Annotated in this window: 22 protein-coding genes and 1 pseudogene; 4 read left to right on the top strand and 19 right to left on the bottom strand. The window is 43.6% G+C overall.

Annotated features, from left to right (window positions below):
* Positions 1-816, bottom strand: a complete 816-nt coding sequence (locus tag AB3N00_RS02410) for an AraC family transcriptional regulator (RefSeq protein ID WP_413033133.1) — start codon at positions 814-816, stop codon at positions 1-3.
* A gap of 199 nt (positions 817-1,015) precedes the next feature.
* On the opposite strand from AB3N00_RS02410, the gene AB3N00_RS02405 reads away from it, so the two are divergent.
* Positions 1,016-2,551: a carboxylesterase/lipase family protein gene (locus tag AB3N00_RS02405; RefSeq protein ID WP_413033132.1), complete on the top strand. Its 1,536-nt coding sequence runs from the start codon at positions 1,016-1,018 to the stop codon at positions 2,549-2,551.
* Positions 2,552-2,769: 218 nt separating this feature from the next.
* Here the strand turns inward: AB3N00_RS02405 and AB3N00_RS02400 are convergent, their stop codons facing one another.
* The 4 genes from AB3N00_RS02400 to AB3N00_RS02385 form a co-directional block, all read right to left on the bottom strand.
* The gene (locus tag AB3N00_RS02400) at positions 2,770-3,852 is read right to left on the bottom strand and encodes an alkene reductase (protein ID WP_413033131.1); all 1,083 of its coding nucleotides are present in this window, start codon (positions 3,850-3,852) and stop codon (positions 2,770-2,772) included.
* Between the two features lie 40 nt (positions 3,853-3,892).
* Positions 3,893-4,678, bottom strand: a complete 786-nt coding sequence (locus tag AB3N00_RS02395) for an SDR family NAD(P)-dependent oxidoreductase (RefSeq protein ID WP_413035172.1) — start codon at positions 4,676-4,678, stop codon at positions 3,893-3,895.
* A gap of 14 nt (positions 4,679-4,692) precedes the next feature.
* A complete protein-coding gene (locus AB3N00_RS02390) occupies positions 4,693-5,391 on the bottom strand; it encodes an SDR family oxidoreductase (protein WP_413033130.1) in 699 nt (232 codons plus the stop codon).
* Between the two features lie 242 nt (positions 5,392-5,633).
* Positions 5,634-6,218, bottom strand: a complete 585-nt coding sequence (locus AB3N00_RS02385) for a TetR/AcrR family transcriptional regulator (RefSeq protein ID WP_413033129.1) — start codon at positions 6,216-6,218, stop codon at positions 5,634-5,636.
* A gap of 234 nt (positions 6,219-6,452) precedes the next feature.
* Here AB3N00_RS02385 and AB3N00_RS02380 point away from each other — a divergent pair, with 234 nt between their 5' ends.
* The gene (locus tag AB3N00_RS02380; RefSeq protein ID WP_413033128.1) at positions 6,453-7,112 is read left to right on the top strand and encodes a TetR/AcrR family transcriptional regulator; all 660 of its coding nucleotides are present in this window, start codon (positions 6,453-6,455) and stop codon (positions 7,110-7,112) included.
* Positions 7,113-7,226: 114 nt separating this feature from the next.
* A complete protein-coding gene (locus AB3N00_RS02375; RefSeq protein ID WP_413033127.1) occupies positions 7,227-8,372 on the top strand; it encodes a choline esterase in 1,146 nt (381 codons plus the stop codon).
* A gap of 198 nt (positions 8,373-8,570) precedes the next feature.
* On the opposite strand, the gene AB3N00_RS02370 is transcribed toward AB3N00_RS02375, so the two are convergent.
* From AB3N00_RS02370 to AB3N00_RS02340, 7 genes are all read right to left on the bottom strand, one after another.
* Entirely contained in the window at positions 8,571-8,954 is a 384-nt protein-coding gene (locus AB3N00_RS02370; protein ID WP_413033126.1) for a nuclear transport factor 2 family protein, read from the bottom strand.
* A gap of 117 nt (positions 8,955-9,071) precedes the next feature.
* On the bottom strand, positions 9,072-9,875 hold the full coding sequence (locus AB3N00_RS02365) for an undecaprenyl-diphosphate phosphatase (protein ID WP_413033125.1): 804 nt from the start codon (positions 9,873-9,875) through the stop codon (positions 9,072-9,074).
* A gap of 99 nt (positions 9,876-9,974) precedes the next feature.
* Positions 9,975-10,481 carry an NUDIX hydrolase gene (locus AB3N00_RS02360; RefSeq protein WP_413033124.1) on the bottom strand — a complete coding sequence of 169 codons (507 nt, stop codon included), beginning with the start codon at positions 10,479-10,481 and terminating at the stop codon, positions 9,975-9,977.
* A 132-nt stretch (positions 10,482-10,613) separates the two neighbouring features.
* Positions 10,614-12,026 carry an NAD(P)-binding domain-containing protein gene (locus AB3N00_RS02355; protein WP_413033123.1) on the bottom strand — a complete coding sequence of 471 codons (1,413 nt, stop codon included), beginning with the start codon at positions 12,024-12,026 and terminating at the stop codon, positions 10,614-10,616.
* 66 nt (positions 12,027-12,092) lie between these two features.
* Positions 12,093-12,521, bottom strand: coding sequence for a MarR family winged helix-turn-helix transcriptional regulator (locus tag AB3N00_RS02350; protein ID WP_413035171.1), 429 nt, complete (start codon positions 12,519-12,521; stop codon positions 12,093-12,095).
* 506 nt (positions 12,522-13,027) lie between these two features.
* Positions 13,028-13,207, bottom strand: coding sequence for a DUF6440 family protein (locus tag AB3N00_RS02345; protein ID WP_413033122.1), 180 nt, complete (start codon positions 13,205-13,207; stop codon positions 13,028-13,030).
* Between the two features lie 459 nt (positions 13,208-13,666).
* On the bottom strand, positions 13,667-14,176 hold the full coding sequence (locus AB3N00_RS02340) for a DinB family protein (protein ID WP_413033121.1): 510 nt from the start codon (positions 14,174-14,176) through the stop codon (positions 13,667-13,669).
* A gap of 110 nt (positions 14,177-14,286) precedes the next feature.
* Between AB3N00_RS02340 and AB3N00_RS02335 the strand changes: the two are divergent.
* Positions 14,287-14,511 (top strand): annotated as a pseudogene (locus AB3N00_RS02335) (MBL fold metallo-hydrolase); the annotation flags it as partial.
* 509 nt (positions 14,512-15,020) lie between these two features.
* Here the strand turns inward: AB3N00_RS02335 and AB3N00_RS02330 are convergent.
* From AB3N00_RS02330 to AB3N00_RS02300, 7 genes are all read right to left on the bottom strand, one after another.
* Positions 15,021-15,803, bottom strand: coding sequence for an alpha/beta hydrolase (locus AB3N00_RS02330; protein ID WP_413033120.1), 783 nt, complete (start codon positions 15,801-15,803; stop codon positions 15,021-15,023).
* Positions 15,804-16,163: 360 nt separating this feature from the next.
* Complete coding sequence (locus AB3N00_RS02325; RefSeq protein WP_413033119.1) at positions 16,164-16,994, bottom strand: amidohydrolase family protein; 831 nt, start codon at positions 16,992-16,994, stop codon at positions 16,164-16,166.
* A 297-nt stretch (positions 16,995-17,291) separates the two neighbouring features.
* Positions 17,292-18,170, bottom strand: coding sequence for a CPBP family intramembrane glutamic endopeptidase (locus AB3N00_RS02320; RefSeq protein WP_413033118.1), 879 nt, complete (start codon positions 18,168-18,170; stop codon positions 17,292-17,294).
* Positions 18,171-18,323: 153 nt separating this feature from the next.
* On the bottom strand, positions 18,324-18,968 hold the full coding sequence (locus AB3N00_RS02315) for a response regulator transcription factor (RefSeq protein WP_413033117.1): 645 nt from the start codon (positions 18,966-18,968) through the stop codon (positions 18,324-18,326).
* Complete coding sequence (locus tag AB3N00_RS02310) at positions 18,955-20,130, bottom strand: sensor histidine kinase (protein WP_413033116.1); 1,176 nt, start codon at positions 20,128-20,130, stop codon at positions 18,955-18,957. Before AB3N00_RS02310 ends, AB3N00_RS02315 begins: the two co-directional genes overlap by 14 nt.
* A gap of 164 nt (positions 20,131-20,294) precedes the next feature.
* On the bottom strand, positions 20,295-20,768 hold the full coding sequence (locus tag AB3N00_RS02305) for an HIT family protein (protein WP_413033115.1): 474 nt from the start codon (positions 20,766-20,768) through the stop codon (positions 20,295-20,297).
* 536 nt (positions 20,769-21,304) lie between these two features.
* The gene (locus tag AB3N00_RS02300) at positions 21,305-25,771 is read right to left on the bottom strand and encodes a carbohydrate binding domain-containing protein (RefSeq protein ID WP_413033114.1); all 4,467 of its coding nucleotides are present in this window, start codon (positions 25,769-25,771) and stop codon (positions 21,305-21,307) included.
* Positions 25,772-25,806 lie beyond the last annotated feature (35 nt).

Raw genomic sequence — 25,806 nt, 5'->3', positions numbered from 1 at the left:
CTAACGTTCTATTTGTTTCTGATGCAGCATCATGTATGATGATGGCGTATGAGATGTTATCTTTTTGAATACTCTGGAAAAATAAAGCGGATCATTGTAACCCACTGAATAGGCTATGGATTGAATGGACAATCTGGATGACTTCAGCAGCTCGCAGGCACGCCGGATGCGGCATGCCGTGATATACGCCGAAACTGATTCGCCTGTAGCTTTTTTGAACCTGCGGAACAGATAGCTGCGCTCCAGATTTACGGCCTGTACAATCTCCGCAACCGTCAAGGAAGATTTCCAGTAGTTCTGCTCAATATACGTTCTCGCCAGCCACACATAATCTCTAGTTTCCTCCTGCTTCTCGCTTGGGAAAAACTCCATGTAATAGGACAATAAAAGGTGCAAACGCGCATCCGCCCTTAACATTTCACTTGGCGATTCCCCCGCATTCCAGGCCAGATGAAACCAGGGTTCCAAGCTTTCCGGCGCAGCTGGCAGTACAGGGCACTGGACCGTAAGCTGTGTTAACTCTATGAATCGTCCTGCGTCTCGCCCGTTGAACTCCATCCATACGTATTCCCACGGGTCGGCAGGATCGGGGTAGTAATAGATTTCTTTTTGCGGAAAAATGATAAAGCTCTCTCCCGCACCCAGCCGAAAATTCTGCCCGCCCGTTTCCAGTGTGCCCTGCCCATGAATGATGTAATGCAGTGCATAGACGTCACGCACGCCAGGTCCCCACTGGTGAAGATTTACCGGTTTATGGCCGCCGCTGATAAAATAAACCTGGCTCGCCCTGCTCCCGTCTCTCCATAACGAGTCCACATCCGGCACCTCCATTCTTGTTACCAGTCATTATATATCATAATGGGGAGTTATTGATTTAATTTCGATGCTGGGAACAAGGCTTCAAGTTGCTTGTGATAGAGATAGAGGGCCGCTATCCCAGCAGATTTGTAAGCGCAACCACACAGTTTGGCTCGACATGCATATTGATGTTTAATTCAGAGAGGAGAATGTTGTGTTGCTTAGAACAGTTACGGTGGAAAATGGTCAAGTTCAGGGGCTGCCTGCTGCAGACCCGCGTATTACGAGCTTTAAAGGTATCCCATTCGCCGCACCTCCGGTAGGCCCAAATCGCTGGCGCGCACCGCAGCCTGCATCCGATTGGGAGGGAGTGCTGCAAGCTTTTGATTTTGCCCCCACCTCGATGCAGGCTCCAACCGTCATCGATGATAATAACATCTATACGCGGGAATGGGCTGTTGATCCCGACCTGCCGATGAACGAGGATTGTCTGTATTTGAATGTGTGGACACCTGCCAAACGAACCGATGAGAAGCTGCCTGTGTTTGTCTGGTATTTTGGCGGCGGACTTCAAGTAGGTCATACAGCTGAAATGGAATTTGACGGTGAACGTATTGCCCGCAGAGGCATTGTGGTGGTTACCGTAAACTACAGGCTGAATGCGTTTGGCTTCCTGTGTCATCCCGAGATCAGCGCTGAATCCCCGCATGCACCTGCGAACTTTGGACATCTGGATCAGCAGGCAGGTACAGCTTGGGTCAAACGTAATATTACCGCATTCGGCGGTGACCCGGATCAGATCACGATTGGCGGACAATCTGCAGGCGGTGGCAGTGTACTTAGCCAGATGACTTCGCCGCAAAACAAAGGCTTGTTCCAGCGTGCTGTCATCATGAGTGGTATCGCGACCGAACTGTATCCGAAGGTGCGTGTACCAGCTGTTCGCGGTACACTGGGTGATGCCGAGCAGGAAGGTGCTGCATTTTTTCGGTTTCTGGGCGTATCCTCGCTGGCTGAAGCAAGGCAGTTGGATGCGGTCACTCTAAGGGATAAAATGCTGGAATATAAAAGCTTCTGGGGAACAGTCATCGATGGACAGTTCTGTACAGCTGATCCATTCACCCGTTTCATGCAGCATAAGCGCGAACTCGTTCCTGTGATGCTTGGGCATACCTCCTCCGAGTTCTGGACCCGACCTGCGGTAAGCAGTATGGAGGAACTGAAACAGATGGCTGCTGAACTTTTTGGCGAGGATGCTCCTGTCTTTTTGCAGAGATGTGAAGCCGATACGATCGATCTCGAACATGCATTGCAGCAGGCTTCTGTCCGCATGATTGAGTATGCGATTCAACTCGCAATTCGGTCAAACAGCGGTCATCCGTCCGAAACACCGCTCTATTATTATAACTTCGATGCAGAGATTCCCGGCTGGGATCAGCCAGGAACGTTCCACTCGGTCGATCTGTGGTTTTTCTTCGAAACACTCGCCAAATGCTGGCGGCCTTTCATTGGTAAACATTATGACCTGGCACGCCAGATGTGTAATTATCTGTCCAATTTCATCGCGACAGGTGATCCGAATGGACTGGATTCCAACGGCAAACCTCTGCCCTACTGGATTCCAAGCAGTACCGAACAGCCCTACCGCATGGAATTCGGTGACCTGGCCCAGCTACAGCGTTTAGAACCCGGACCTGTGCTCGAATTGGTGATTGAGCAGTATTTCAAAAAGCAGAATGAACCTGTAGTTTGAGCACTCCTACGTCCATATGAATCAGTGCTCTTGATACAATAAGGAGCCGTGCAAATGTGTACGGCTCCTTATTGTATTACCTGTTTTGTGATTTACTCCTCTATATGGTTGAATTGATGCATTGATTATTTGATGCATAAATGTTTACGTTAATCCCATTCAAACGCAAGGTGATTAAGGCGTACACTCTAGGTGTACGCCATTAGTGTTTGTCGCTCTTACTTGTGTTGAGATTCAATTTCGTTCATCGTAGGATAATCCGTATAACCCGCGCTTCCAGTGCCAGCGTATAATGTTGTACCGTCGACTTCATTAAAGGGAGCGTCTTGTTTTAGACGTTCTACTAAATCTGGATTAGCTAGTGACCAAACACCCACTGGTATCATATCAGCAATACCATTTTCAATATCAATACTAATGTCTTCACGTGCTCTCCCAGCGCGATTGACCAATAATGGATTTGACCAAATTGAACGTATTTCACGAAGAAGTGTTTCATTGCCTAAATGCATAACGTGAAGGTAAGCCAAATTAAATTGGGATAATTCTTTAACAAGATGAAGATAAAGTTCATGACTTTGTTCGCCTTCATCAATCCCCCCCAGAGGCGTCCCTGGTGAAATACGGAAGCCTGTTTTTTCTGCTCCTATTTCTTCAACGATTGCTTTTGTTACTTCAATAGCAAAGCGAACACGGTTCTCTATAGATCCACCGTAATTGTCTGTTCGTTGATTAGAATTTACCCCAAAGAATTGATTGATTAAATAACCATTGGCTCCATGAATTTCAACACCATCAGCTCCTGCCTCAATAGCTGCTGCTGCTGCTTTTCTGAAGTCCAAAATAGTCGTTTGAATATCTTCTTCACTTAAGGCACGTGGAACAGGGATTTCCTGCATCCCTTTAGCAGTAAACATTTCTAATCCAGGTGCAATCGCAGAGGGTGCGACTGGCTGACGATGATGCGGGGTATTTTCAGGATGTGACATACGTCCAACATGCATTAATTGGATAAACATATATCCACCTGCTCCGTGTACAGCATCTGTTATCTTCTTCCATCCCTTAATTTGCTTATCCGTATAGATACCCGGCGAATTCAAGTAACCTTGACCGTCATCAGAAGGTTGCGTACCTTCACTAATAAGTAATCCCATTGACGCCCTCTGTGAATAATAAAGGGCACTTAGCTCTCCTGGTGTACCATCTTCCTGCGCTCTACTACGCGTCATTGGTGCCATCACTAAACGATGCGGCAATTCCAGATTTCCGATTTTGATCTTACTCCACAATTTTTCCATTTTCAAATCATCCCTTCAATTTATTTATTGCTCCGTTTAGTCATTGTTCCACTTTGCTCTGTGCAGTTTTAACAACATGCGTCATCAATCTGCGTGGTAGTAATCGAGGCAAAAGGGCCATAAATTGATTGCGTCTTCCAGGAATAATTAATGTCTTCCCTTGCATAAATTTACGATAACCTTCATTCGCCACTTGACTCACCTCCATGACACCCCTATCTAACAACTTTGAAGAGGTTAGCCCTGCATGATCAATGAAACTAGTCGCTGTTGGCCCCGGACATAGTGCTGATACAGTCACGCCAGTACCACTCAGCTCATTTTCCAATGCTTCAGTGAATGATAGAACATAAGCCTTTGTTGCATAATAGACTGCCATCAAAGGTCCCGGAAAAAAAGAAACTAACGACGCTACATTCAGTACACCGCCTGCATTCGCTTTGACCATATCCGGTAGAAAGACCTTTGTCATAGTTGTTAGAGCCTTAATATTGATGTCAATCATGTTCATCTCTTGCTCCAACTGCGAATCCAAGAATTCTCCATACAAACCAAAACCCGCATTATTAACAAGGTAGTTCACTACAATGCCTTTCTCTGATAATTCCTCGTAGATATCCTCCGGCACACCCGGCAACGCGACATCTTTAGCGATGACAGTCACTTGGACACCGTACCTTATCTGAAACTCTTTCGCGAGAGACACCATCTTCTCTTCGCTACGTGCTACCAATACCAAATTGAATCTTTCTTTGGCGAATCGATCCGCTAGTTCTTTGCCAATGCCACGCGATGCACCGGTAATCAATACCGTTCTGCTCAATATCCAAGCCCCCTATCTTAGGAAAGTTGGGGGTATAGTGCAGCTACACCACCTGCAAGTCCACCTTGAACTTGGCGACTAACATCATCCGCAAGAATTTCAAATTTGTCAGCTTCTATACCATCAATCGCTGCTTTTGCAACGTCCAAGGGATTAACTTTCGGAACTTCTAAGCCCGATGTCATGTCTGTCTCCATAAAGCCAACATGTAACCCCGCTACTCGGATATTTTGTGAGTGGAGATTTAAACGTAGGTCGTTCGTCAAAGCCCATTCAGCAGCTTTTGCAGCTGTATAAGCACCAACAGTACCGGAACTATACCAAGACAATACGGAAAGAATATTCAGAATCGAACCACCGCCGTTTTTAGTCATAATTGGTGCAAAAGAACGAACCATGGAAAGGGTACCAAAGAAATGTGTGTTAAATTCTAAATAAATTTGATCTAGATCTCCTTCAAGTAATGATGCACCTGTTGACGATCCGGCATTGTTTATTAGAAGTGTTATATCCTGAGCGATCTTAGCAGCTTCAATCACCTCTTGAGGATTGGTAATATCCAGTTTCACAGGGATTACACCCGGAATATCAATGCTTTCTGGATTTCTTGCTGCTGCATAAACTTTTGCTCCTCTGGATAGAAGTTCTAGCGTTAGATATCGACCAAGACCTCGGTTGGCACCAGTGACAAATGCGACTTGTTCCGAAAATTTCATAATTAATGCTCCTTTAAATTTTGTAGTTTATTTTTCCATAACAACATTTGTGTATTCTTCTCATTGTGAAGATACAATTTCTTAGCTGAAGGAGGGATATGCTCTATAATATAAGAATGATCATTCTAAAATCAGCAAAAGAATGATCTCTTCAAAAAGAGAACTTTGTTGGTTCACCATATTAGAACAATCATTCAAAAAAAAGAATAAACATGGATAGTTAGATGACATTTAACCTAGAGTTATTTAGTTAAGAGTTTTATAGAGATATTGGCAGTACGCTGCAGGTTCTCTTTAGGAATGGAAGTTCTCGCCATTGCCCTCAACCCAATACCAACCGCATTCAGATGTGCTGCCAGTACTCCGGCATCATAATCTAGGGTCAATTCTCCATTCTTCTGTCCCCACAGAATAATATCCTTGAACAGTTGCTCCGCTAGTGTAAATGATTCAGTGGCCTTTGAATCCACATCTATATCGCGCATAGCTAATTCCACAGCTGAATTCACCATTAAGCAACCAGAAGGTGATTCTTTATCCCCATTCCCATATATCATGTAACTAATAATCAATTGAAGAGCATCAACAGCAGTCTCAGAGCCTTTAACTACTCCTGCAAGCTCGGTATTTACTTTAGTTCGAAATCGATCGATTGCTTTCAGAAACAAGGTATGTTTGTCGCCAAAGGTGTCATACAAACTTCTCCGATGGATACCCATATGCTCAACTAGATCCGTCATTGAAGTCTTTTCATAACCTTGTTCCCAAAAGAGCTTCATTGCCTTATCTAGAACTACATTTTCATCAAATTCTTTGGTACGTGCCATTCGGTTTCCCTCCTCCCATAAATAAATTAACATATTGAGAACGATAAGTAAAGAATCGGATTCTTCGAAAGTATATCCTTGCTGATAGAAATCTATTCCTCCAGAAGTTAAGTAATTTTCTATGCAATGATTTTACTCTTTTATAATGATATTCATATTTCAATACGACTTGACATGTGAATTGATTATCTATATAGTGTGAATCAATTCACACCTCACATTAAGGAGTAATCTATGCCAAAAAGTACTTTCTTTCGTTTAGATGAAGCGAGGCGCGAGGAAATATCTAATAGCGCTATGCATCTTTTTGTTGATCATCTTTATGAGGATATAACTATGAAGATGGTTTTGGATAGTTTGTCCATGCACCCCGGAACATTTTATCGGTATTTTGAAGACAAAGATGACCTTTATTGTCTCTTAATACGTAATGTGACCCAGAAAAGAGCTGCGTATTTTAATAACAGTAATGAAGATTCCCTTTTCCGGTTTTTCCTTACTGGCTTATTTGGTAACGCTAATGGCATGGTGACCGAACCACTGAATGAGTTGGAAGTCAAACTCACTAAAACATTATCATATATTCCTGAGAACATTTTGCTTAAAGTATATGTGAATGTGCTAAAGGGCGAGTCATTCCCCTTGATTAAGGACATTTTACGCCGAATGAGGGTTGATGGATATCTCCGACCTGATATTGACGACGACCTGATTTCTTTTATGTTTGAGTCAATGCAGCTTAATTTAATCATGTTTTTTAGGGAATTCGATATTAAGGACTCTGAGCTGCAGCATAAGATCAGCAAGTACTTTGCTGAATTTATGGGTCATGGGCTGCTTGAAGATCATAAATATTCTGAAATGGTTAGCGATCTCAAGAAAGCCAAGGAGTAGATATGATTCACTGAAGATAGGATGTAATCGTTTCACAGTTTTGAAAAGCGCTTATAGCTCAATGTTGTATGTATTTCACATTCGCCACTTTTATTATTAAGGGGGAACAAGAAAATGAAAACTTATGACGCATTTCCAGAACCAATTGGCGGCTATACTGTCGGTCGAACCCAGATGGATTTCGAGTACACGGCATCAGATTGCTCAAAAAGAGAACTGACGGCGTTTGTGTACTATCCGTCCGACAGTAGCGAAGGTAAGACTACATCAACGTACATGTTTCCTGAAGTCTACGAGATGTTTAATGAGCAGCCACTTGTCACTGCGTATTTTAAAGAGAAGGATTTTTTCTCTATAGATATCAAGACCCAGTGTTACGACGACCTTGCTCTCTCCGGGAAGGAAATGCGCTATCCGGTGTTATTCTATGTTTGCGGCGGGGGCGGTTCTCCAGAATGGGGTACAGTGATCTGTACGGACATGGCAAGCATGGGATATGTTGTGGTAAGCATCGGCCATCAGAATAGCACGATGTATAAGCGTAAAGATGGGCGACTGTTTAATGTATCCAAGGATTTTTCGGATGTCATTATGGCGTTTTCTGAAGATCCGGAGATGCTTGCGTTGGCTGGTAAGATGGAGATGCGGCCTGACGATGAAACTGCCATTGAGATGTGCCGTAACGTGCTTGCACTGCCGATACTTGCCAAGTTAACAGAGTATAGTGAATTACAGGCTGAAGATGTTAGGTATGTAGCTGATTATCTTTACAAACTGGACTCTGGAGAGCTGAACTCCATCTTTAAGGGCAGATTGTTGCTCGACATGGGCATGGGCATAGTCGGACATTCTTACGGAGGGCCTACGACGGCGATTGTTTGTCGGGATGACGACCGGTTCGCCTGCGGGATTGGCTTGGATAGCGGTGCGTTCGGCCTTCTTGACAGCGATCTTAAGAAACCCTTCTTGCTACTGTTTTGTGAACCTAACTATAATATGAATGCGATAATTGGCGCTAACAATAGCATGGAAACCTATTATTTCTCTGTTGATCGTGTTGCGCATTTAGATTACTGCGACATCGTGTTTACCAGTGTTAATGAGGAACTCAGAGGCGAACGGGATGCTATGGAGATGCGAAATCTTGTTACAGACTTTACGAAGAACTTTTTTGATCATTACATACTGCAGAAGGCAGCAAGTGTGGAAAGTCTGGCATACGATGGTGTGGACTTGATCAAGAAGACCAGCAACAAGTGACATAACCGAGAGGTTGCTGATTAATGCATGTCCAAGAGCTAGCCGTACAGACGCAGAGCCGATAACCCTATTACGCGGTTATCGGCTCTCTCATGTTTCAGGCATTGTTTTCTATTTGAGATGATAAGCGGTGTTTTCACCGTTGAAAAACACACTTGTAGATGTTATCACGTTAGTTAAAAAAAACATGTGGTTAACTCAACTGTGATCTTCAATCAATGAGATTTTTTCTTCTTTAATTTCGAATATTGACTTTCCTTTTAATTGCAACGTATCTCCGGTTTTTAATCCATTAGGAAAGTCCATGGCAAGAATACCTTCATAATCGATTCCTACCTCTATTTTGTCATGTATAACACTGTAATCGGTAATTGTCTGACGACGGCTGGAGAACATGGTTGACGACTGTTCTGCCAACTCCTTAAATGCTTGAATTCCTCTGGTCTCCGTTGTGGTTTCTCCATTGGAAATATTTCTGAATAGTATGTCCTTATGCAAAAGTTCAGCCATTCTTTCAATTTCAAATTTATTGTATGCTTTGATGTAATTTTCGATGATCTCCCTTATTTCTTTACTAACCATAACCCTACTCCTCTCCTCTTTCCCTTTTTACCTAGACAACTTATTTTCAATATAGTACCATTTTCTGAACTATCCTGCCCGTTAGTTAATAGAGAGTTTATAAGCTATAGTTTACAATTACAGTATGACGATAAAATAGAAAAGAGCTGCTAATACAAAACGGTATAGAGCAAACCACTCCAATCGAAGTCGCTTGATTAGTCTAATAAACGTCACTACCGCGATCATAGCCACAAGGAAAGATGTAATAAAGCCAATTAACATTAGATATAAATCGTCTAAACTAAGTAACTCACGGCTATCGTATAAATCCAACAAGGTAGCACCAAACATAACAGGTACAGAAATAATAAACGTAAAATCTGCGGCAGCTTTTTGGCTAGTACCGAGCAAAAGGCCACCTGAAATGGTCGAACCTGATCTCGAAAAACCCGGCCACAAAGCCAAACACTGGAATAAGCCAATCCCAAAAGCTTGTTTATAACTAATCTCATCAATCGTATCAACGCTGTTAGTTCTCTTATTCCTAGCTGCGATAATCATTAACAAACCACCAGCAACTAGACCAATTAAGACAGGTGTTGGGCCGAATAATTGGCTTTTTATAGTGTCTTTTAGTAGAAGATATACGATTAATGCTGGTAACATAGCCAAAATCATATGTATTACGTTTAATCCTTTACTTTTTGAAAATTCCATTTTAATTAAGTTTGACCCAATCTCCATATACCTTTTCCAATAAAGAATAAGAACTGCCATCACTGCGCCCAATTGTATAACAATTTTAAAGGTTATTGCCGCGTCTCCCTCAAAGTTAAGCAAATTGCCTGCTAAAATAAGATGTCCAGTAGACGATACAGGTAAAAATTCTGTTAAGCCTTCTATGATGCCAAGTATTATTGCTTTTATTACATCAGTCATCAGAAGATATCCCCTTTACCAAAATAAACTCGTTTAACAAGTCTAAGTATATGGGTGAATGACTATATATTCCCATCGATTCGCATAACAATTTTGATTTCAACGTGACATTATTGTCACCTCATTCGAAAAATCTATTGGTCGAGGAATATCTCCATAATATCTGTTGAATAAGGCTAATGAGTATTCCTTTTGAGAGATCAAATTTTCTGTAATCTGAATAATTACTGCTTTATCGCGTAGCTCCATCAAATTTGGAATTAACAGATCCGTAGGTGCTATCCACTTCGAATCAATGATCTCAGTTGCATTTAACAGAAGAGAACCACCGATGATTTCACCAGTAAAATGAAACAAAATAACCAGATGATTTGTACTACTAATGAAATTATAAATACCAGTAGTGGCTGTAAGTTGAACGTCGTAGCCAGTTTCTTCTTTTGCTTCTCTACGTGCCGCGTCTAGAATATCTTCACCATACTCGATTCTCCCTGACGGGAAGTTCCATGTATTCTTGACAGATTCTTTGTTTTCTTTAATCATAAGCAGCTTATCTTCATGTAGAATCGAGACACTCACAACCAACACAATCCCGTTTTGCGTCACGCTAAAAACCCTCCATATTTAGAAAATTAACCCTACTATTATTGGAACATACGTTCCATTTGTTGTAAATGACTAAACGCGCTGGTTAAACTAAACTGTACTTTCGTTGAAAAAATGTCTTCGAATTCTTGTTTATCCGCAGCAAGAATTTGATCCTTCCTTTTCCGTTTTGAAAGGAGAGCAGCAATTCGAAGATGCTTCCTCTACTTGAACCGGTTCACAGCAGCTGCCAGCTCCACTACCACCAAGACTGCATACACCTGTCTCCGGCAATTCCAGCTCTACTTTTCGTGCTGACTCCATATCTCCCACCAAAGCCGCTACAATGGATCTGACTTGCTCATATCCGGTTGCCATCAAGAAGGTTGGCGCTCTTCCATAACTTTTGGCACCCACGATATAAAAGTCCTTTTCAGGTTGACGTAGTTCCTTTTCACCATGTGGTCTAACTGTACCGCAGCTGTGTATATTGGGATCAATTAATGGTGCGAGCTCATAAACACAGTCCAAGCTTGGGTCCGTTAATACCCGTACTTCTCGGACCATTGATAAGTCAGGACGAGAACCTGTGTTACCTACAATTTCATCGATGTGATCAATCACCACTTTTTCATTACGAATGGTTCCGGAAACCTGGATCTTTTCACCTTGCTTCTGAAGTTCTTCAATATGGAATGCCGTCATGACACTTACCGCACCGGATTCAACCACTCTTTGAATTCGAGTACCCAGTTCACCCCTTGCCTGCAGCCCATCTAATTCTCGCCCGCCATAAACCTCCTCAATATTCGCTTTTCGAATAGCCCAAACAATTTCGGTATCCGATTCTTCTTTTTGAAGCTCGGCAAGTTCAAGCAAAGTATTGATCGCAGAATGTCCGCTACCTACAACAAGCACCTTCTTGCCGCTATAACGACTTCTATCTTTTCCTAATACAGCAGGGATACCGTATGAAATGTGACTACTAAGCGCTTTTTCCTCTTCTGAAAATATACCGTCTGAACGAAGCGGGTTGGGATTGGACCATGTCCCAGAGGCATCAATAACAGCACGCGCTTCATAAATAAATGAAAATCCATTTTGTTCAGCATGGATCACAAACGGCAGTTTCTCACGCCCGCTTGTTTTCACTTTGCTTAACCCTTTACGACTGATCGCAGTAACTTTCGTATTCAAATGAATGTATGGACTCACTTCAGGCAGCGCAGCCAAAGGTTTTAAATAATGCTCAATAATCTCCTTCCCCGTTGGGATGGTTCCGTTTTGAGGAGCGACCCAATTCGCCTTTAGCAGCAATTCTTTAGCAGCTATATCGATGTTATATTCCCAAGGTGAGAACAGTCGTACATGTTCCCATTTTCTAATATTTGCTCCCACTTCATCTCCAGCTTCAAACAATAGAAAGGTCTCACCCTTTGAAATGAGTTGTGCTGCTGCTGCAAGACCAACCGGTCCAGCTCCAATTATCGCAACAGGTAAGTTACTCTTCTCTTGTACTGGTGATTCGCAGCAGTTCACTTGGTTAACAGGGATACTTTTAAACATTTTGGTTTCCTCCTCATAATTACTTGCATTTTGCAAGTATATTGTTAAATAAATGGGATAAATCAATTATCCCAGTGGTGTACAGCATACGCTGGATTTCGCCATACTTTCGTTTAACAGTTTAACGGCATTGATCACCATCTCCCGTTCAAACTCAGACATATGCGAAAAGACTTCTTTTAAATAATCATTCATCTGCTCATCAATGACCGTAGCGACAAACTTACCTTGTGTAGTCAAGGATAGTATGTATATCCGTCGATCTTCTGGTAATGGCGTTTTTTGAACCAAACCCAACTTCACAAGACTTTGAACCTGGCGGCTAAACGTCGTAATGTCAATGGAGAGTGCATCTGCCACCTGCTGAATGGATGGATTATGCTTACGATCAATTTCGTAAATAATATGGCTTTGAACGAGTGAAATATCCACCCCTCCTGCGGTGCAGCAGTTTTTATCCAATAACCCAAAACGCCGTGTCATGATCTGAAACATCTCTCTTAAGTTGTTTTCCAATTACCTCACCTCTTGTTATAGTTATACTTTTATTATTTGCAAAACGCAAATGTTTTTTTTGTTTTCTTACTTTGAATATTATAACCAAGGTATCGAAGACCGCTTGCCACGCTAGTTGATTTGACAATAGGACAAAAAGAAACAAAGCGCCGTTCGGAACGGTTAACGTTCTTGAATTACTATTTTAACAAAAGAAAACGTACCATCTAATGATAGTCCGTTGAATTTATTTAGAGTTGAAGCCATCTAGTCACATCTTCAGATAGAAGAGCATTCTGACGATGTGTGACAGGCATCGGCAAAAAAACTGCCCTCTTTTTTACGACAAACCTGGCCACATCATGACAGTGTCGATTTCGACAATGCTACAAACTCAGCATGGGACAATAACATAGTTCTTAAAAACCAAAAAAAAGTCGCTATAATAGCGACTTTGAATGGAACAATGTTCTTGTCCCGCAACAACCATATAAACTCATTCTCGATTATTTTTTAAAATTGTCATCTACTAAAGGTTTTCCTTCTTGGTCAACCAAAACGGTCAACCCACTTCCAGCAGCAGTAAGATTCAACATGTATAGAACCCCTGTCTGATTATCACGAATAATCTTAAAAAATTCTAGGGTTCCTTGAGTATAAATAATTTCAAACCGTTTGCTATCCATTAACCCACTCTCCCTTACCCTATAATTGCTAAAATGATTCATTAATTTAAGTACAATTCTTGTTAGCCTTCTTAATTTTTAATAAAACAATATATGCCACTTTATTTAAAGCTATTACTCAAGAATTTGCTCCATATTCACGGTACAAGTTCTTGTCCCTCGACAACTTTTTTCTTGTTGATCAACTGATATCATACCATATGCAGCTTCCAATAGCATTTGAACCAATGAGTCACGAATTTTGTATACAAACTCAACTTATTCATACCATTCCTCTCTTGATTAATCTTTTCAAATACTCAAAGACAATCAAAAGCCTGAACTGTTCAACTTTATATGATAAATGCACCTGCGAGCTTATTCACCATGTTTTCACGCTAGCCGTAAGCCTCCTGTCTTTCCTCTCTTCCATCAGCCTATTAACAAACGGAGCGGAAAGTGTATGACTTAAAAAGGCGACTAACTCAAGTACCGATTTTGGATGATCGCCAAGTGATGGAGTTCGTGTCCCGCACAGACGTACGCAAGGGCACGCGCCGTAATGCTTATGTTGTTGGCTGTCCCCTTGAGGGACCACGCCTCTGCCGGCAACCCGCGCAGCAGAGTGATCGTCGATTGCCGTACGGCCTGGTAGTCTTCGGCCAATTGTGCGATCGTCCAATTTCCGAAAGGAGGTATGAACGATTCCTGGTCGAAACCGGGTAGAGTCGTCTTGTCTCCTCTTGAGAACCGGAGCAGGCGGTAGGCCATAACGCGTTCGTTGTCCGCGATGTGGCCCACGACTTCTTTCAGCGTCCATTTTCCTTCCGCATACCTATACGCTCCCTGGCTTTCGGTCAACGATGCCAGCAGCTCGGTCATTTGCTTTTCCTGAGCTAGCAGAATGTCGATGATGTTGCCTTCCGGCACCGACCGGATATACTCGCCGAAGCCCCCGGCGTATTCTTCTTCTGACGGTCTTTGGTTCATGCGTGGTCCCCTCTCTATGGAGATATAGAAAATCATAGCACCCGTCTTAATTATAAGCTATCGTTCTCTGTAATTCAGCCCTCCTTTTATAAGAATCAACCTGACTGAATAGTCTTTACCTGAAGGAAAGTAAAACTCTTATTGCTTGGGATTCAATGTACTGTGTAAACGGAAAACTAGGAGGTATTCATGCCCCGACCACACCTGATATGAATACAGCGCAGCTCTCATTGAATAAGTATGTTAATCTCGACCTTACAGCCATCGTTTGTTACCACGGCGGACTAAGTGATGTACATGTAAAAGATCAGATAGCAGAAATTATACAAGGTTAAAGTTTTAGCGAGAAACGACAATCCCTTTACGAGGGCATTGTCGTTTCTCGCTTCGTTTGAAGTCTCTTCCCTTCGTCTCCACCCCTACAGAAGTACACCAAACATTGCAGTACGGCTTGGGTCGTATATCCATTCATGCTAGGTGCGCGCACACCCAGACTCTCTCATGAGCCGCAAACGGAAATTTTGAATGCAGAGCTGCAAAGTCCTCTTCCGCTTAAGTTGAATTCGCCACTCAAACCTTCTTGATAGGGCAACGAATACTGATTTTAGTTATACTGTTAAACAAAAAATAACAGGTATGGTTGTGCTAACCTGCCGGTTAGCTTAAAGAAGCCCGACAGCATGTTATACTTAGTAGTTTGTCTTGTCGATGATACAACATTTTTCATTGAGCTATCGTTTCCCATTAGTTCAATGATCATTATTTCGACTTTTGAAAGGTTCACCGCAATGTGGCACAAAATATATCATTATATCAAGAAGAAGCCGTTCCTAATATATAGAACTTACTCTTCACGTTCCAAAGGAAGCCATCTCAACACGTCTTGAATGGTTTTATCCCAAAATGCCCAATCGTGTACGCCAGGCTCTTCAGCGTAAGTGTAATCCAGTGAAGATTGCTTAAATGTTTCCTTCAGTTCGATATTTAGATTGTACAGGAAATCATTTGTACCGCAAGCTTGGTAAAACGCGGGTTTTGGTCCAGCTGCGCGATCACAAGACTGAACAAGATGATAAAGATCGTTATCGGTTCCCACATGTGGTCCGTCTCCGAATGCGAGCCGCAGAAACGGAGGAAACTCGCCTCCCGGCCCCGGGCTCCAAAACGGGAAATTACCGGTCGAAAGTCCAGCAGCAGCAGCGAACATGTCGGGTTTGCTCAGCGCCCATTTGAATGCGCCGTAACCTCCCATCGATAGCCCAGCGACAAAATTATCTTCACGAGCGTCCGACAGCGGGAACAAGGACCGGGCAATCTGAGGCAGTTCTTCCATCAGAAAGGTACCGTATTTTCCTCCGTACGCCATATCCGTATAGAAGCTTAATTGGACTTGAGGCATTACGACAGCAAGCCCCAGCTCGGAAACATAGCGTTCAATCGATGTCCGTCTCATCCAGATCGTATCGTCATCAGAGCCGCCATGCAATAGCCAGAGGACGGGATGCCGCTCCCGATTGGCGACGCCTTGCATTCCGACTTGTCCCCTGGTCGCTTGAGGCACAATAACAGTCATTGATGTGCTGAGTCCTAACGTTTCCGAGAAATAATTACATCGAATCATTGCCATAGTACATTCTCCTCACATTAATGTTATTGAACTAAACAACTGAATTCCTTTGCCGAACGATCGATGTCGGTCGGTATCGTTGCCATTTTGGTTCCTGTTTTTGCTTGAATCCATTGTAACGTAAGCGCTTACCTGTCCATATACAACAAATTCGACTAATTTTCATTTCATAATTCGAGTTTTCAGAAACGATTGTCGAAAATTTAAAAGGCTCGGTTAATGTATAGTCTAATATATCGCCATCTAATATAAATGCTTGTGAGAAAAAACATGTACCTCAATTACACTACATCATAGTAACATTATCATCCCTAAATACAAATTATTTAATGACAGATAATCTATAAGACTTGAACGGATTCATAATCTATAAAACTCTCTCGCATTGAGGCCAAACAAACGACTCTGTTCCTGTTCTCCCCAATTTTCTGGAATCGCATGAAGAAGAATTTCCATGACCTGATCATATTCCGCGGTTAACAGACATACTGGCCAATCACTACCGAACAACACTCGATTAGGCCCAAATAATTCCACTACCTTGCGAATATAGGGAACAAAGTCTTCCAGGTTCCATCCTTCTCGACCGGTTTCGGTTACCATACCGGATAATTTGCAATAGATATTCGGATAAGTGGAAATTTCGGCCAAATATTGAGACCAAGGCTCCATCTCTCTACTGTGAATTGGAGGTTTGGCGATGTGGTCAATAACGCCACGAAGCTTCGGTACTTGTTGTATAAGCCTTAAAACTAGATGCATTTGTTGATGCGTTAATAACAGGTCCACTGGTACTCCCTCTTCCGCATAGCTACGAAGTGCGTCAACAAATTTTTTATTTAAAATAAGGGTGGGGTCGGGCATATCCTGGATCATAACTCTAAATCCTTTGAACTTTGGATGGAGTCGAAATTTCTCAAAGTGCTGTCTATGTTCCCTTTGGAATAGGTCCAACCACCCTACAACCCCAAGAATAGAAGGTGTCTGATCAGCAAGAGACAGGATAAAATTAGTTTCTTCAATCGTAGGTGCTGCTTGGACAACAATACTTCCGTCCATATGATGCCTGTTTAACATCGGCTCAAGATCCTTTGGTAAATAATCCTGATATAAGATGGGCAGGTCTGGAGTGATCCAAGTGTAGTCCCCACGTTTAATCTTCCAATAATGTTGATGTGCATCGATTCGCATTGAAATTGCCCCCTTTCCAATCTGACTAACTAAAGTCAATTTTATCTCACAAAAGAAAGCAAAGTAATTGTTATTAAGTGCATTTTTATAGCTTATCTTGATGTTATGTACTCCGGTAGAATTCCTTTCAGAACAACCAAACTCATACGTGTTCCTCTACATATCAAAAAACCCTCTTATATAACACCAAGAGAGCTATTTGATGTTTCGAAGTGATCATAAATTTGTTCCGATGAGTTTGCGATTCAGGGGAAATATATAAAGTGTGTGTAGATTCTGATGTATTCTATATATAGCTTATGAAAAATTCGTTGGCAGATTGCGATTGCGAATAGCACCATACAGCATGGGAATGGAAATCAGAAGGCTGATGATAACCGGAACTACAGACCCCTCAAGTCCAAAGTCACCTCCAGTGAGAAGTGAAGGACCGTTCACTTTCACAATAAACAGACCGGCTGAACTGTGTCCGGAAACAGGAATGCCAAGCACACCTTCAAGTGCATTCCAGGAAAAATGCAGTCCCATGGCAAACCACAGGTTTCGCCGCCACAAAAACGCGGCTCCAAGCAGAACACCTGCTTCTAAAGTTATGGCGAATGCGCTCCATAATGTTGCTCCTGTATTCCCAAGATGGGCTATTCCAAAGAATAGAGAAGTCACAGCGAGTGCGGTCCAAGTTCCCAGCAATTTATTTATAGCTTGAAACATTAGTCCACGAAAGATAAGTTCCTCGACAATGGCTGCGCCTAAAGCTGCTTTAATAGAAACGATTAGCACAGTAACCGTATCCGCCTCATTCACCCATTGAAAGGAGTAACTTCCCAATGAAACTATAATAATAGTGGATAAGGCAATAAAGATAAGCCCGGTTAGTGCTCCCATAACAGCTTCAAGCCCTGCGCCCTTTCTCGATAACTCAGGAGTGGACCGACGGGCTATATATTTCATGGTGAGTATATACACCATGATGGCCAGAAAGCCCAACGTTAATGTCCACAGAAGAGAAACCAAGCCGTGTGATTGCTCTACTAGCGGCCGGATCAACGCATCCACTAGAATTATGCCGATAGCTCCCGCGATCATCCAGCTGATTGGAAAGCGCCAAAATAGACTCCATTTGCTTAATTTCTCCTCCATTTGCGAATATTCTGTGTGTGCAGATCTTTTCTTCATTCGTGAGTCAGCCCCTTTATAGTTTGATGATAGTTATGAGTATAGGCTGAAAAAGTCATAAAGTGACAGTGCGCTTTGGTCATGATAAAGTCATATGACTAAACGGCTAAGAAGCCGGCAACTATAAAAATTACCGGCTTTTTGTATGTTGTCTTAGTCATTCATGATTCCCGACTCTCTGGCTTTACGGGCTGCTTCTTGTCTTCCCTTAACATTAAGTTTTGAGTAAATCGTTGAAATGTAATTCTTGATCGTTCCTTCACTAAGAAACAAAGCCTCTGCAATATCTTGGTTACGCATGCCTGAAGCTAGCTTTTGCAATATTTCAATTTCACGGCTGCTAAGCCCGTATTCATTATTTTTAATAGCGGATCCCGTATTCATACTTTTGATCATTTTACTCGCCATCTCCTGTGAGATTAACGTCCCTCCCGCATGAACTACCCGTATGCCTGCAGCTAGATCTCTGGGGTGGATGGCCTTGAGAAGATAGCCTTCTGCTCCATTACTTAATGCCGCCATGACATATTCCACTTCCTGATAGGAGGTCAGCATCATAACTTTGATGATAGGCATTCGCTCTTTGATCAGAGCTGTTGCGTCAACGCCATTCATGACGGGCATATTGATATCCATCAATACCATATCGGGCTGAAACTGATAGCAGCCTTGGACTGCTTCTTCCCCATTTCTAGCTAATCCAACGATTTCAATATCTTCTTCCATGGACAGCACGATATGTAGGCTCTCCAAAATTAATTCCTGATCATCTGCAAGTAATACTTTAATTTTCCCCATGTAGCCCCACTCCTTTGAGGGGAATTTCACATCTGACTTCGGTAATCGTTTCAGCTCCCACCACTGATGATACAAACAGGCTGCCCCCCAGCCGCTCAACTCGATGTTTCATCGTAGTCAACCCGAAGCCATATTCCAATTTGTCAATCGGTTTCCCATTATTTCGAACAACCAAGTGCAGAACGAATTCGGAAAATTGAAGCTCCAGATGCAATTGAGACGCTTTTCCATGTTTTAGTGCGTTCGTAATAGACTCCTGGATGACCCGCAGAATCGCCTGCCTTACTTCAAAATGCGTGTGCTGCTCTGTTCCTAGTACATTTAACGTCAGGAGAATTCCTGTATGTTCCCGAAAATTGGCCACATGAGCCTCAACCTGCCATACAAGATTCGACTCCTCTTCCTCTCCAATCTCATGAACAATACTTCTCATTTCGTCAAGATTTTGTTCAGCCAGTGCTCTTAAGCGAATTAACCGTTCCTTGACCTCGGCAGGCTTACGATCCATAAGAGCGATGGAAGCATCAAGACTCATAATGATTGAAATAAAGGAATGCCCCAGAGTATCATGAAGTTCCTTGGACATACGGTTGCGTTCTTCAAGCAGAGTCATTTTCTCAATTTCAGCTGCGTAGTGGGTTAACAGCTTATTTTGCTGCTCTACTTCGACCACAAGTTCATTTTTCTGATAATACGCTTTGGCTACGAAGCTTGCCCATATGCCGATGAAACAGAATAACACATTATCTGTCCCACTACTAAAGGCTTGTTCCCAAGGTGATTTTAAATAAGACTGGAAGATAAAAGGAATAAATAAAATTGCGGGAATGACCCAGAGTGTCTGCTTGGTCAATAAGTACCCCATTGTTAGACTCGGCAGCAGATAGTCTGCTTTGGAAGTCAGTTCCGGATGGATGACAGAGTTCACATAATAAGAGCCTCCCAGCAATAGCTCCGCGATACAAAACCAGACCTTGTTCATCCGCCGTTGAGGAAACCAGAATATCAAAGGAACGATAAGGGCTGCCATAAGCCAAATGACGTTTAGCCATGTTCGGTTCGACAGATCACTTTCTGTAAACAGCCGTGATGACAGCAAAATGTAATGGTACAAACGAAGGGCAAAAATACCCCAATCCATAAAAGATAATATTTTTCTCATGTCATCATCCTACACTGTTTTTCAGTAAAAACATCAGTACCCGTGAATCTAAGTGTATCACTTTTTGTTAGTCTGTTTGTTATTTTTCCCCAATCATTTAGTATGGCCCACGTAATGTAAGGTTCATCTCTCTTACTAGAGTACTCATTTGCTCCTCCCAGACCTTACATGTTTTCCTTTATCCAAGATCGCAGCTTATCAGCATAGAAAGAGCGTTCATCTGGATCGGACTGAGAACCCTGTGACAGATAAAGTTGATCATTCACATATCTGGGGTACACATGGAGATGATAATGCCACACGTCTTGATTGCCAGCAGGTTCATTATGTTGCCGCGTTGAAATCCCATCACATCCATATGTACTTTTCATTGCAAATGCTGTAAGCTGAGCCGCACGGTGAATTTCAGCAGCGTAATCCGCAGGGAGTTCAAAGATGTTCTCGAAATGTGGATTAGGAATAACAAGAACATGTCCTTTATTGTTTGGCCACCATTTGCTCGCTATAAATGCCGTTACCTTTTCATTCTGATAGATGATATCCCTTTGTTTTGTTCCCCGATCAGGTCCCTCGATCCCCCAAACACGACAAAATGGACATTCGTATTCTTTGGGCATATGTGAAAATGATGCTGTCATCTTTCATTCAACCCCTCTCATATTTTTCCAACGAGCTATTAGACGCAGTCTGCTTCTATTCGTTGCGTTATTCTGCCCGTTGACTTAATCAAAGCAGCAGCCAATCAGGCAGTTTTGCTATCAAGAGAATCGCGTCCATTTATGCCTCCAAACCTATCGACCAGTTAGCTTAGCGATTTTATTTCCACTCTAAGAACATAATATAATTTTTGTTTTTATAACACTGCGTTTGTTGACGATTTTGCGATTACTCCGCTTCCTTGATCGCCAGTTGAAGTGATGAACAGTAAAACCGATGCAAACTAAAAAAGGACGAAGCATGAAAACTCTGCTTCGTCCCAACACACCGATTGCCTGCTATGTCAAAAGAGATGTGACTTTGGCTAACGAACTGTGGTGACGCTATTGCTGTATTTCAGTTCAGTTGAAACTGTAGTGAGGTTTCTTGCGGGTCGGTACACGTTTGAACAGTTCCATACCGCTCGGTCCTGTACTACTTTGCTGCCATCATTCAATTTTAATAAATTTATGCCGTTCTATTGAGCTGGCCCCAGATTGATGAGGCTCACATCAGATAACGTGATAGTTGTATTCCCGTCTTCGATACCACTGATGTTGCCCATATCAAACACAATTCGGCTGTTTGCATAACTCGGCTCGGTTGTATCAAATGTAAAGGTATATTCCTGCTCCGAGGTAGACAAGTCCACTCGTTCACCAAAGAATCCGTGCCATGCGTATCCAGCGGGAACATCAACCCAACCGATGCCAATTCCCATTTCACGCGGTTTATCCGCTTTGGCTTTGAACATCAGTTTATATTTGTAACCCTGCTGCATTGCAAAACCTTCATTAATCACCTGTCGATCCCAAGGATTATTTCCTACCTGACCGATTTGAGCTTGCAGCTTTTGATTATCAACGCTAACTACCAGTTCTGATTCAACCCCGTCCGAATGTTTAAACCAGCCTTCACTTCCTTTGGCAAAGTCCCCATTCGGGATCAGATTGACATGCACCGGCTGTCCGCCTTGATCCGCAGCGGGATTCACTTCGAACAACATCACATTTTGAAGGGATACATTGTGCTCTCCCGCTGGAGGGGTGCCGAGACCAAAATTCAGCAAGGCTGCAGCATCCCCTTGTTCCCCCATTGTAAAGGTATAGGCATATCGCTGCTTGGTTTCAGTCAGATTTACTGTTTCATCCATATACTTTGTATCTCCACCGCTGCCCTGCGAGACTACTGCTTGCATAGACTTTGGAGCGGACGAAGTGGCCTCAAAGCTCAGACGATACGTTTTACTCCCCTCCAGAGAAAGCTGACCTTGCTGCAGCAACACTTCCCACCAATTCTCGGTTGTGCCCGGCAAAGTAATACTCATGCCGTGATCACTGCCATACGTAGCCGCTAAAACGTCGGGAATCAGTGTCCAATCCGCCGAATTTGCAGTCAATTCGCCATTCTTCACCTGGCTCTGTGAAACGTCCAACCAGCGTGTATTGTATTCGTTCCCTTCCAAATTAACGTAATACGATGCTCCGGCTTTCAGTGAAAATGCTGGCAGATATACGGTTTTGTAAGTTTGCCATCCACCCGTATCTCCAAGCAGCAGATCAGTGCTTGCTACGGTTATTCCTTGCTCGTCTTGGATACTGAATCGGACTTTTGAATCGGCTTTGGCACTCGCCATCCGTGTGGAGAATGCGTAGACTCCGTCACTCGCAACATCCATTTTAAATTGAAGCAGGTCACCTTCGTCCATGTAGCTGACATGTTTGCCGCCTTCATCGGAGTTTTCGAGTTGCAGGCCTTGCATCATCCAAGCATCCGTTGCTGGAATATGCGTATAGCCCTGAATCAATACCGGCTTTCCGCGCTTGGTCAACCTGACATTATCCACGTAGACCTTGCCCGTAGAACTGCCGAATAGAAGTTTCAGTTCAGAAGTTGCTGCAGCCGCTCCCTCACCGATTACAATCTCACCTGTGTAATTTTTAAGCTCCTGTCCGAGCTGAATTTGTTGCCCCTGATGCACCTGTACCTCATGACCCTCTGCGCTGGATAAATCGACCTCCATAGTGCGAGGCATATCCGCCTTTGCATCAAAAGAGAATCCATAGGTCGTGCTGCCTTCCAGTTTCATATCAGGCTGAATGACAGCAACTTGATCAGGCTCTCCATTCGTTTGTTTCACATCAACCACGAGCTGCCGTTCCATAATCGGGAACTTCAGAAAGTTATTCACCGATATTTGTGCTTCGGCACCGGATTGAATCCGGTTGGACCAGAAGCCGAGACGCTCTTTACCTTGATCAAACGTACCATTAAAGATGTAATTGCCATCCGGCAGTGCTTTGCGTTCCACCGGCAGAGAATCGGCTTCACCAATCTCCGTCAGCTTCACATTGGCCAACGTCACTTCTCCTTCATTCAGTCCCAGATTGAATTCGAACCTTGCATTGTTGTCGGAACCATTACGCATGTTGAACGTGTATTCGAACGGCTGCCAATCGGGCGTTAAAGAGAATACTTTTTCTTCGGAGTAGTTCGTCCAGCTTTTTTCAAACTGCGTCACTTTAGAACGGATCACCCGGTTAGCCGAAGCTTTTGCATCGAACTGCACCTTATATTTTTTGTTTTTCTTCAAATAGATCGGCATTTGTGTCAGTTGTATGGAATAGCTTTCGGTTCCTGCCTGTGATATGGTCACCTTCGCTGCTTTGCCTTTTTGTTCATCATCAACGACTTCAACCTTACCTGCTCCACCTGCATTCGTGATAAACTTCCATTCCTTCGGTACTCCTGTTGCATCTACGCCTTCCGTGAAGCGTTCATTATAGATCTGGTTTCCGTCCGCTTGCGGCTCACGCTGCCGTTCAGGCTCGATGGGATTTGAGGTTACATCGGGCCACTGATCCATACTTTTATACGAATACACCCGCACAAAATCAACGTTCATCTTCTCGGACACAAATTCGCTCTCCGGGGATCCCGGCCAGTCTCCGCCTACTGCCAGATTAAGGATCAGATAAAACGGTCGGTCAAAGGGGGCTGGGAAGGTGTAACTTTCCGGCTGCCCTGCCGCAGTGGTCTGCCAATTGTTCACCTGATGATGCAGTTTTCCATCAACGTAGAATCGAATCATGCCGGGCAGCCATTCCACCTGAAAATCATGATAATCATCTGCAAAGGATTGCCCTTGTGGCAGTGTAAATTTCCCTTGATCATGTCCGTGTGAACCGTCTGGTTTCTTGGAGTCATAATGGATGGTGCTGTATACTTCGTGATCTTTGTTCTTACCACCGATCAGTTCCATAATGTCAATCTCGCCAGAAGCCGGCCATCCCCCATAGTGAGCTTCATCCGTGGGCATCATCCAGATCGCCGGCCACATGCCCTGCTGAACGGGGAGTTTCGCCCGAACGACAACTTTGCCGTAGGTCCAGTCCCCTTTGCCCATCGTGATCAGCTTGCCTGATGTGAATGACTTGCCGCTCTTCTGCTCTCGCTTTGCCTCAATTTGCAATACATTCCGGTCACCATCTTTAACGATGCGTGTATTGTCAGGGCTGTAATATTGCAATTCATTGTTATAGACAAGTCCGGTATCCTGCACCGTCCATTTGGAAGCATCCACGGAAGATCCGCTGAATTCATCATTCCAGATGAGCTCCCATTGCTCGTTCGGTATGGTAGTAGCAGGGATCGGCTTCTCACCTGAAGGCGTACCGGGAACGGGTGGTGCCACTCCGCCAGGATTGGAAGGCGTGGCAGCATTTGAACCATTTTCGCTACCGGGTAAGGTTGATTTCGGTTGTTCAGGATGTTCAGGCTGCTCGTTGCCTTTCTTCGTATTCACACTGTGCTGCCCTGTTGTAACTGATTCCCCGTTAACAAGTACGTTTTCGGCTTCCACATTCAGCAGCTTGATCTTGCCTTTGGCATCGATACGGGTATGACGAGCTTTGCTGTTCACGCTCAACCTGTCAATCATGCTCTCCGCAGACAGTTCAACCGTTGCTTTGCGCATGACGGTCATCTCATTGACCTCGCTGTTCCCCTCGATATTTACATGCACCGAACCGAAAGCTTTATCGACGATAACATGTTTCAGTTTGGAGCCATGAATGTCGATGGAGTGGCTTCCTCCACCTTTGATAATGACACTCCCCTTAACTGTCACACCATCCAGCGTCACTGTACCTTCACCAATACCCTCGGCGAGCAACAGATTACCGTCAACCGTCATATTTCGAAGCGTGACGTCCGTTGATCGAACGACCAGGTTACCATCCACATTTGATTCATACGTACCAGAAGTATGTTTAACATCCGTGATTAGGGTGGACATCAACGTGGCTGCCTCAGCTCGTGTAATATCCGATTTCGGAGACAACTCGTCATTGTATCCGTTTACAATTTTCTCCTGAACCAAATAGCTTAACGCATTTTTGGCGTAGTCTGCCACCTCCTGCACATCCTTGAAACGGATTAACACTTGCTTGTCTTCCTTGCCTGTCGAAAGTTGAAACGCCCGATCTGCCATGACTGCGGCATCCTGCCTTGTGATGGGCAGATCCGGTGACAGATGTGCAGCATCGGTTCCCTGGATGATTCCTGATCCATGCGCACGTACCAGTGCATCATAGTACCAGTCCCTTTCATTCAAGTCCGAAAACGAAACTGACCCTGATGCTTGCCCGCCGGCAAAGCCGAATACCCGGTCCAGCAGCACCACAAATTCAGCGCGGCTGATGCGTTCATTCGGTTTTAACGTGCCATTCGAATATCCTTTGATCAAATCCAGATTCTGCATCCGCGTCACGGCCGCTTCTGCCCAGTGGCCCGTCATATCCTGATATGGGGCAGAATGCAGGCTGCCCGCCTGCATCTGTCCCTTCCCTACTTGCATTGGAGTGTTTTCCGCTCCGGCTGCTGCGGGAGCGATCAGTGAAACCATCATGCTTCCTGCCACGAGACAAGCCAAACCTTTCTTCACCCGTATTCCTCCCTAATGTATGGTTACTTCCGGGT

It is taken from the genome of Paenibacillus xylanilyticus (assembly GCF_047246825.1).
Classification (GTDB): domain Bacteria; phylum Bacillota; class Bacilli; order Paenibacillales; family Paenibacillaceae; genus Paenibacillus; species Paenibacillus xylanilyticus_B.
Note: the sequence above shows the minus strand (reverse complement) of the source record. Positions and strands in the feature narration are given on the sequence as shown.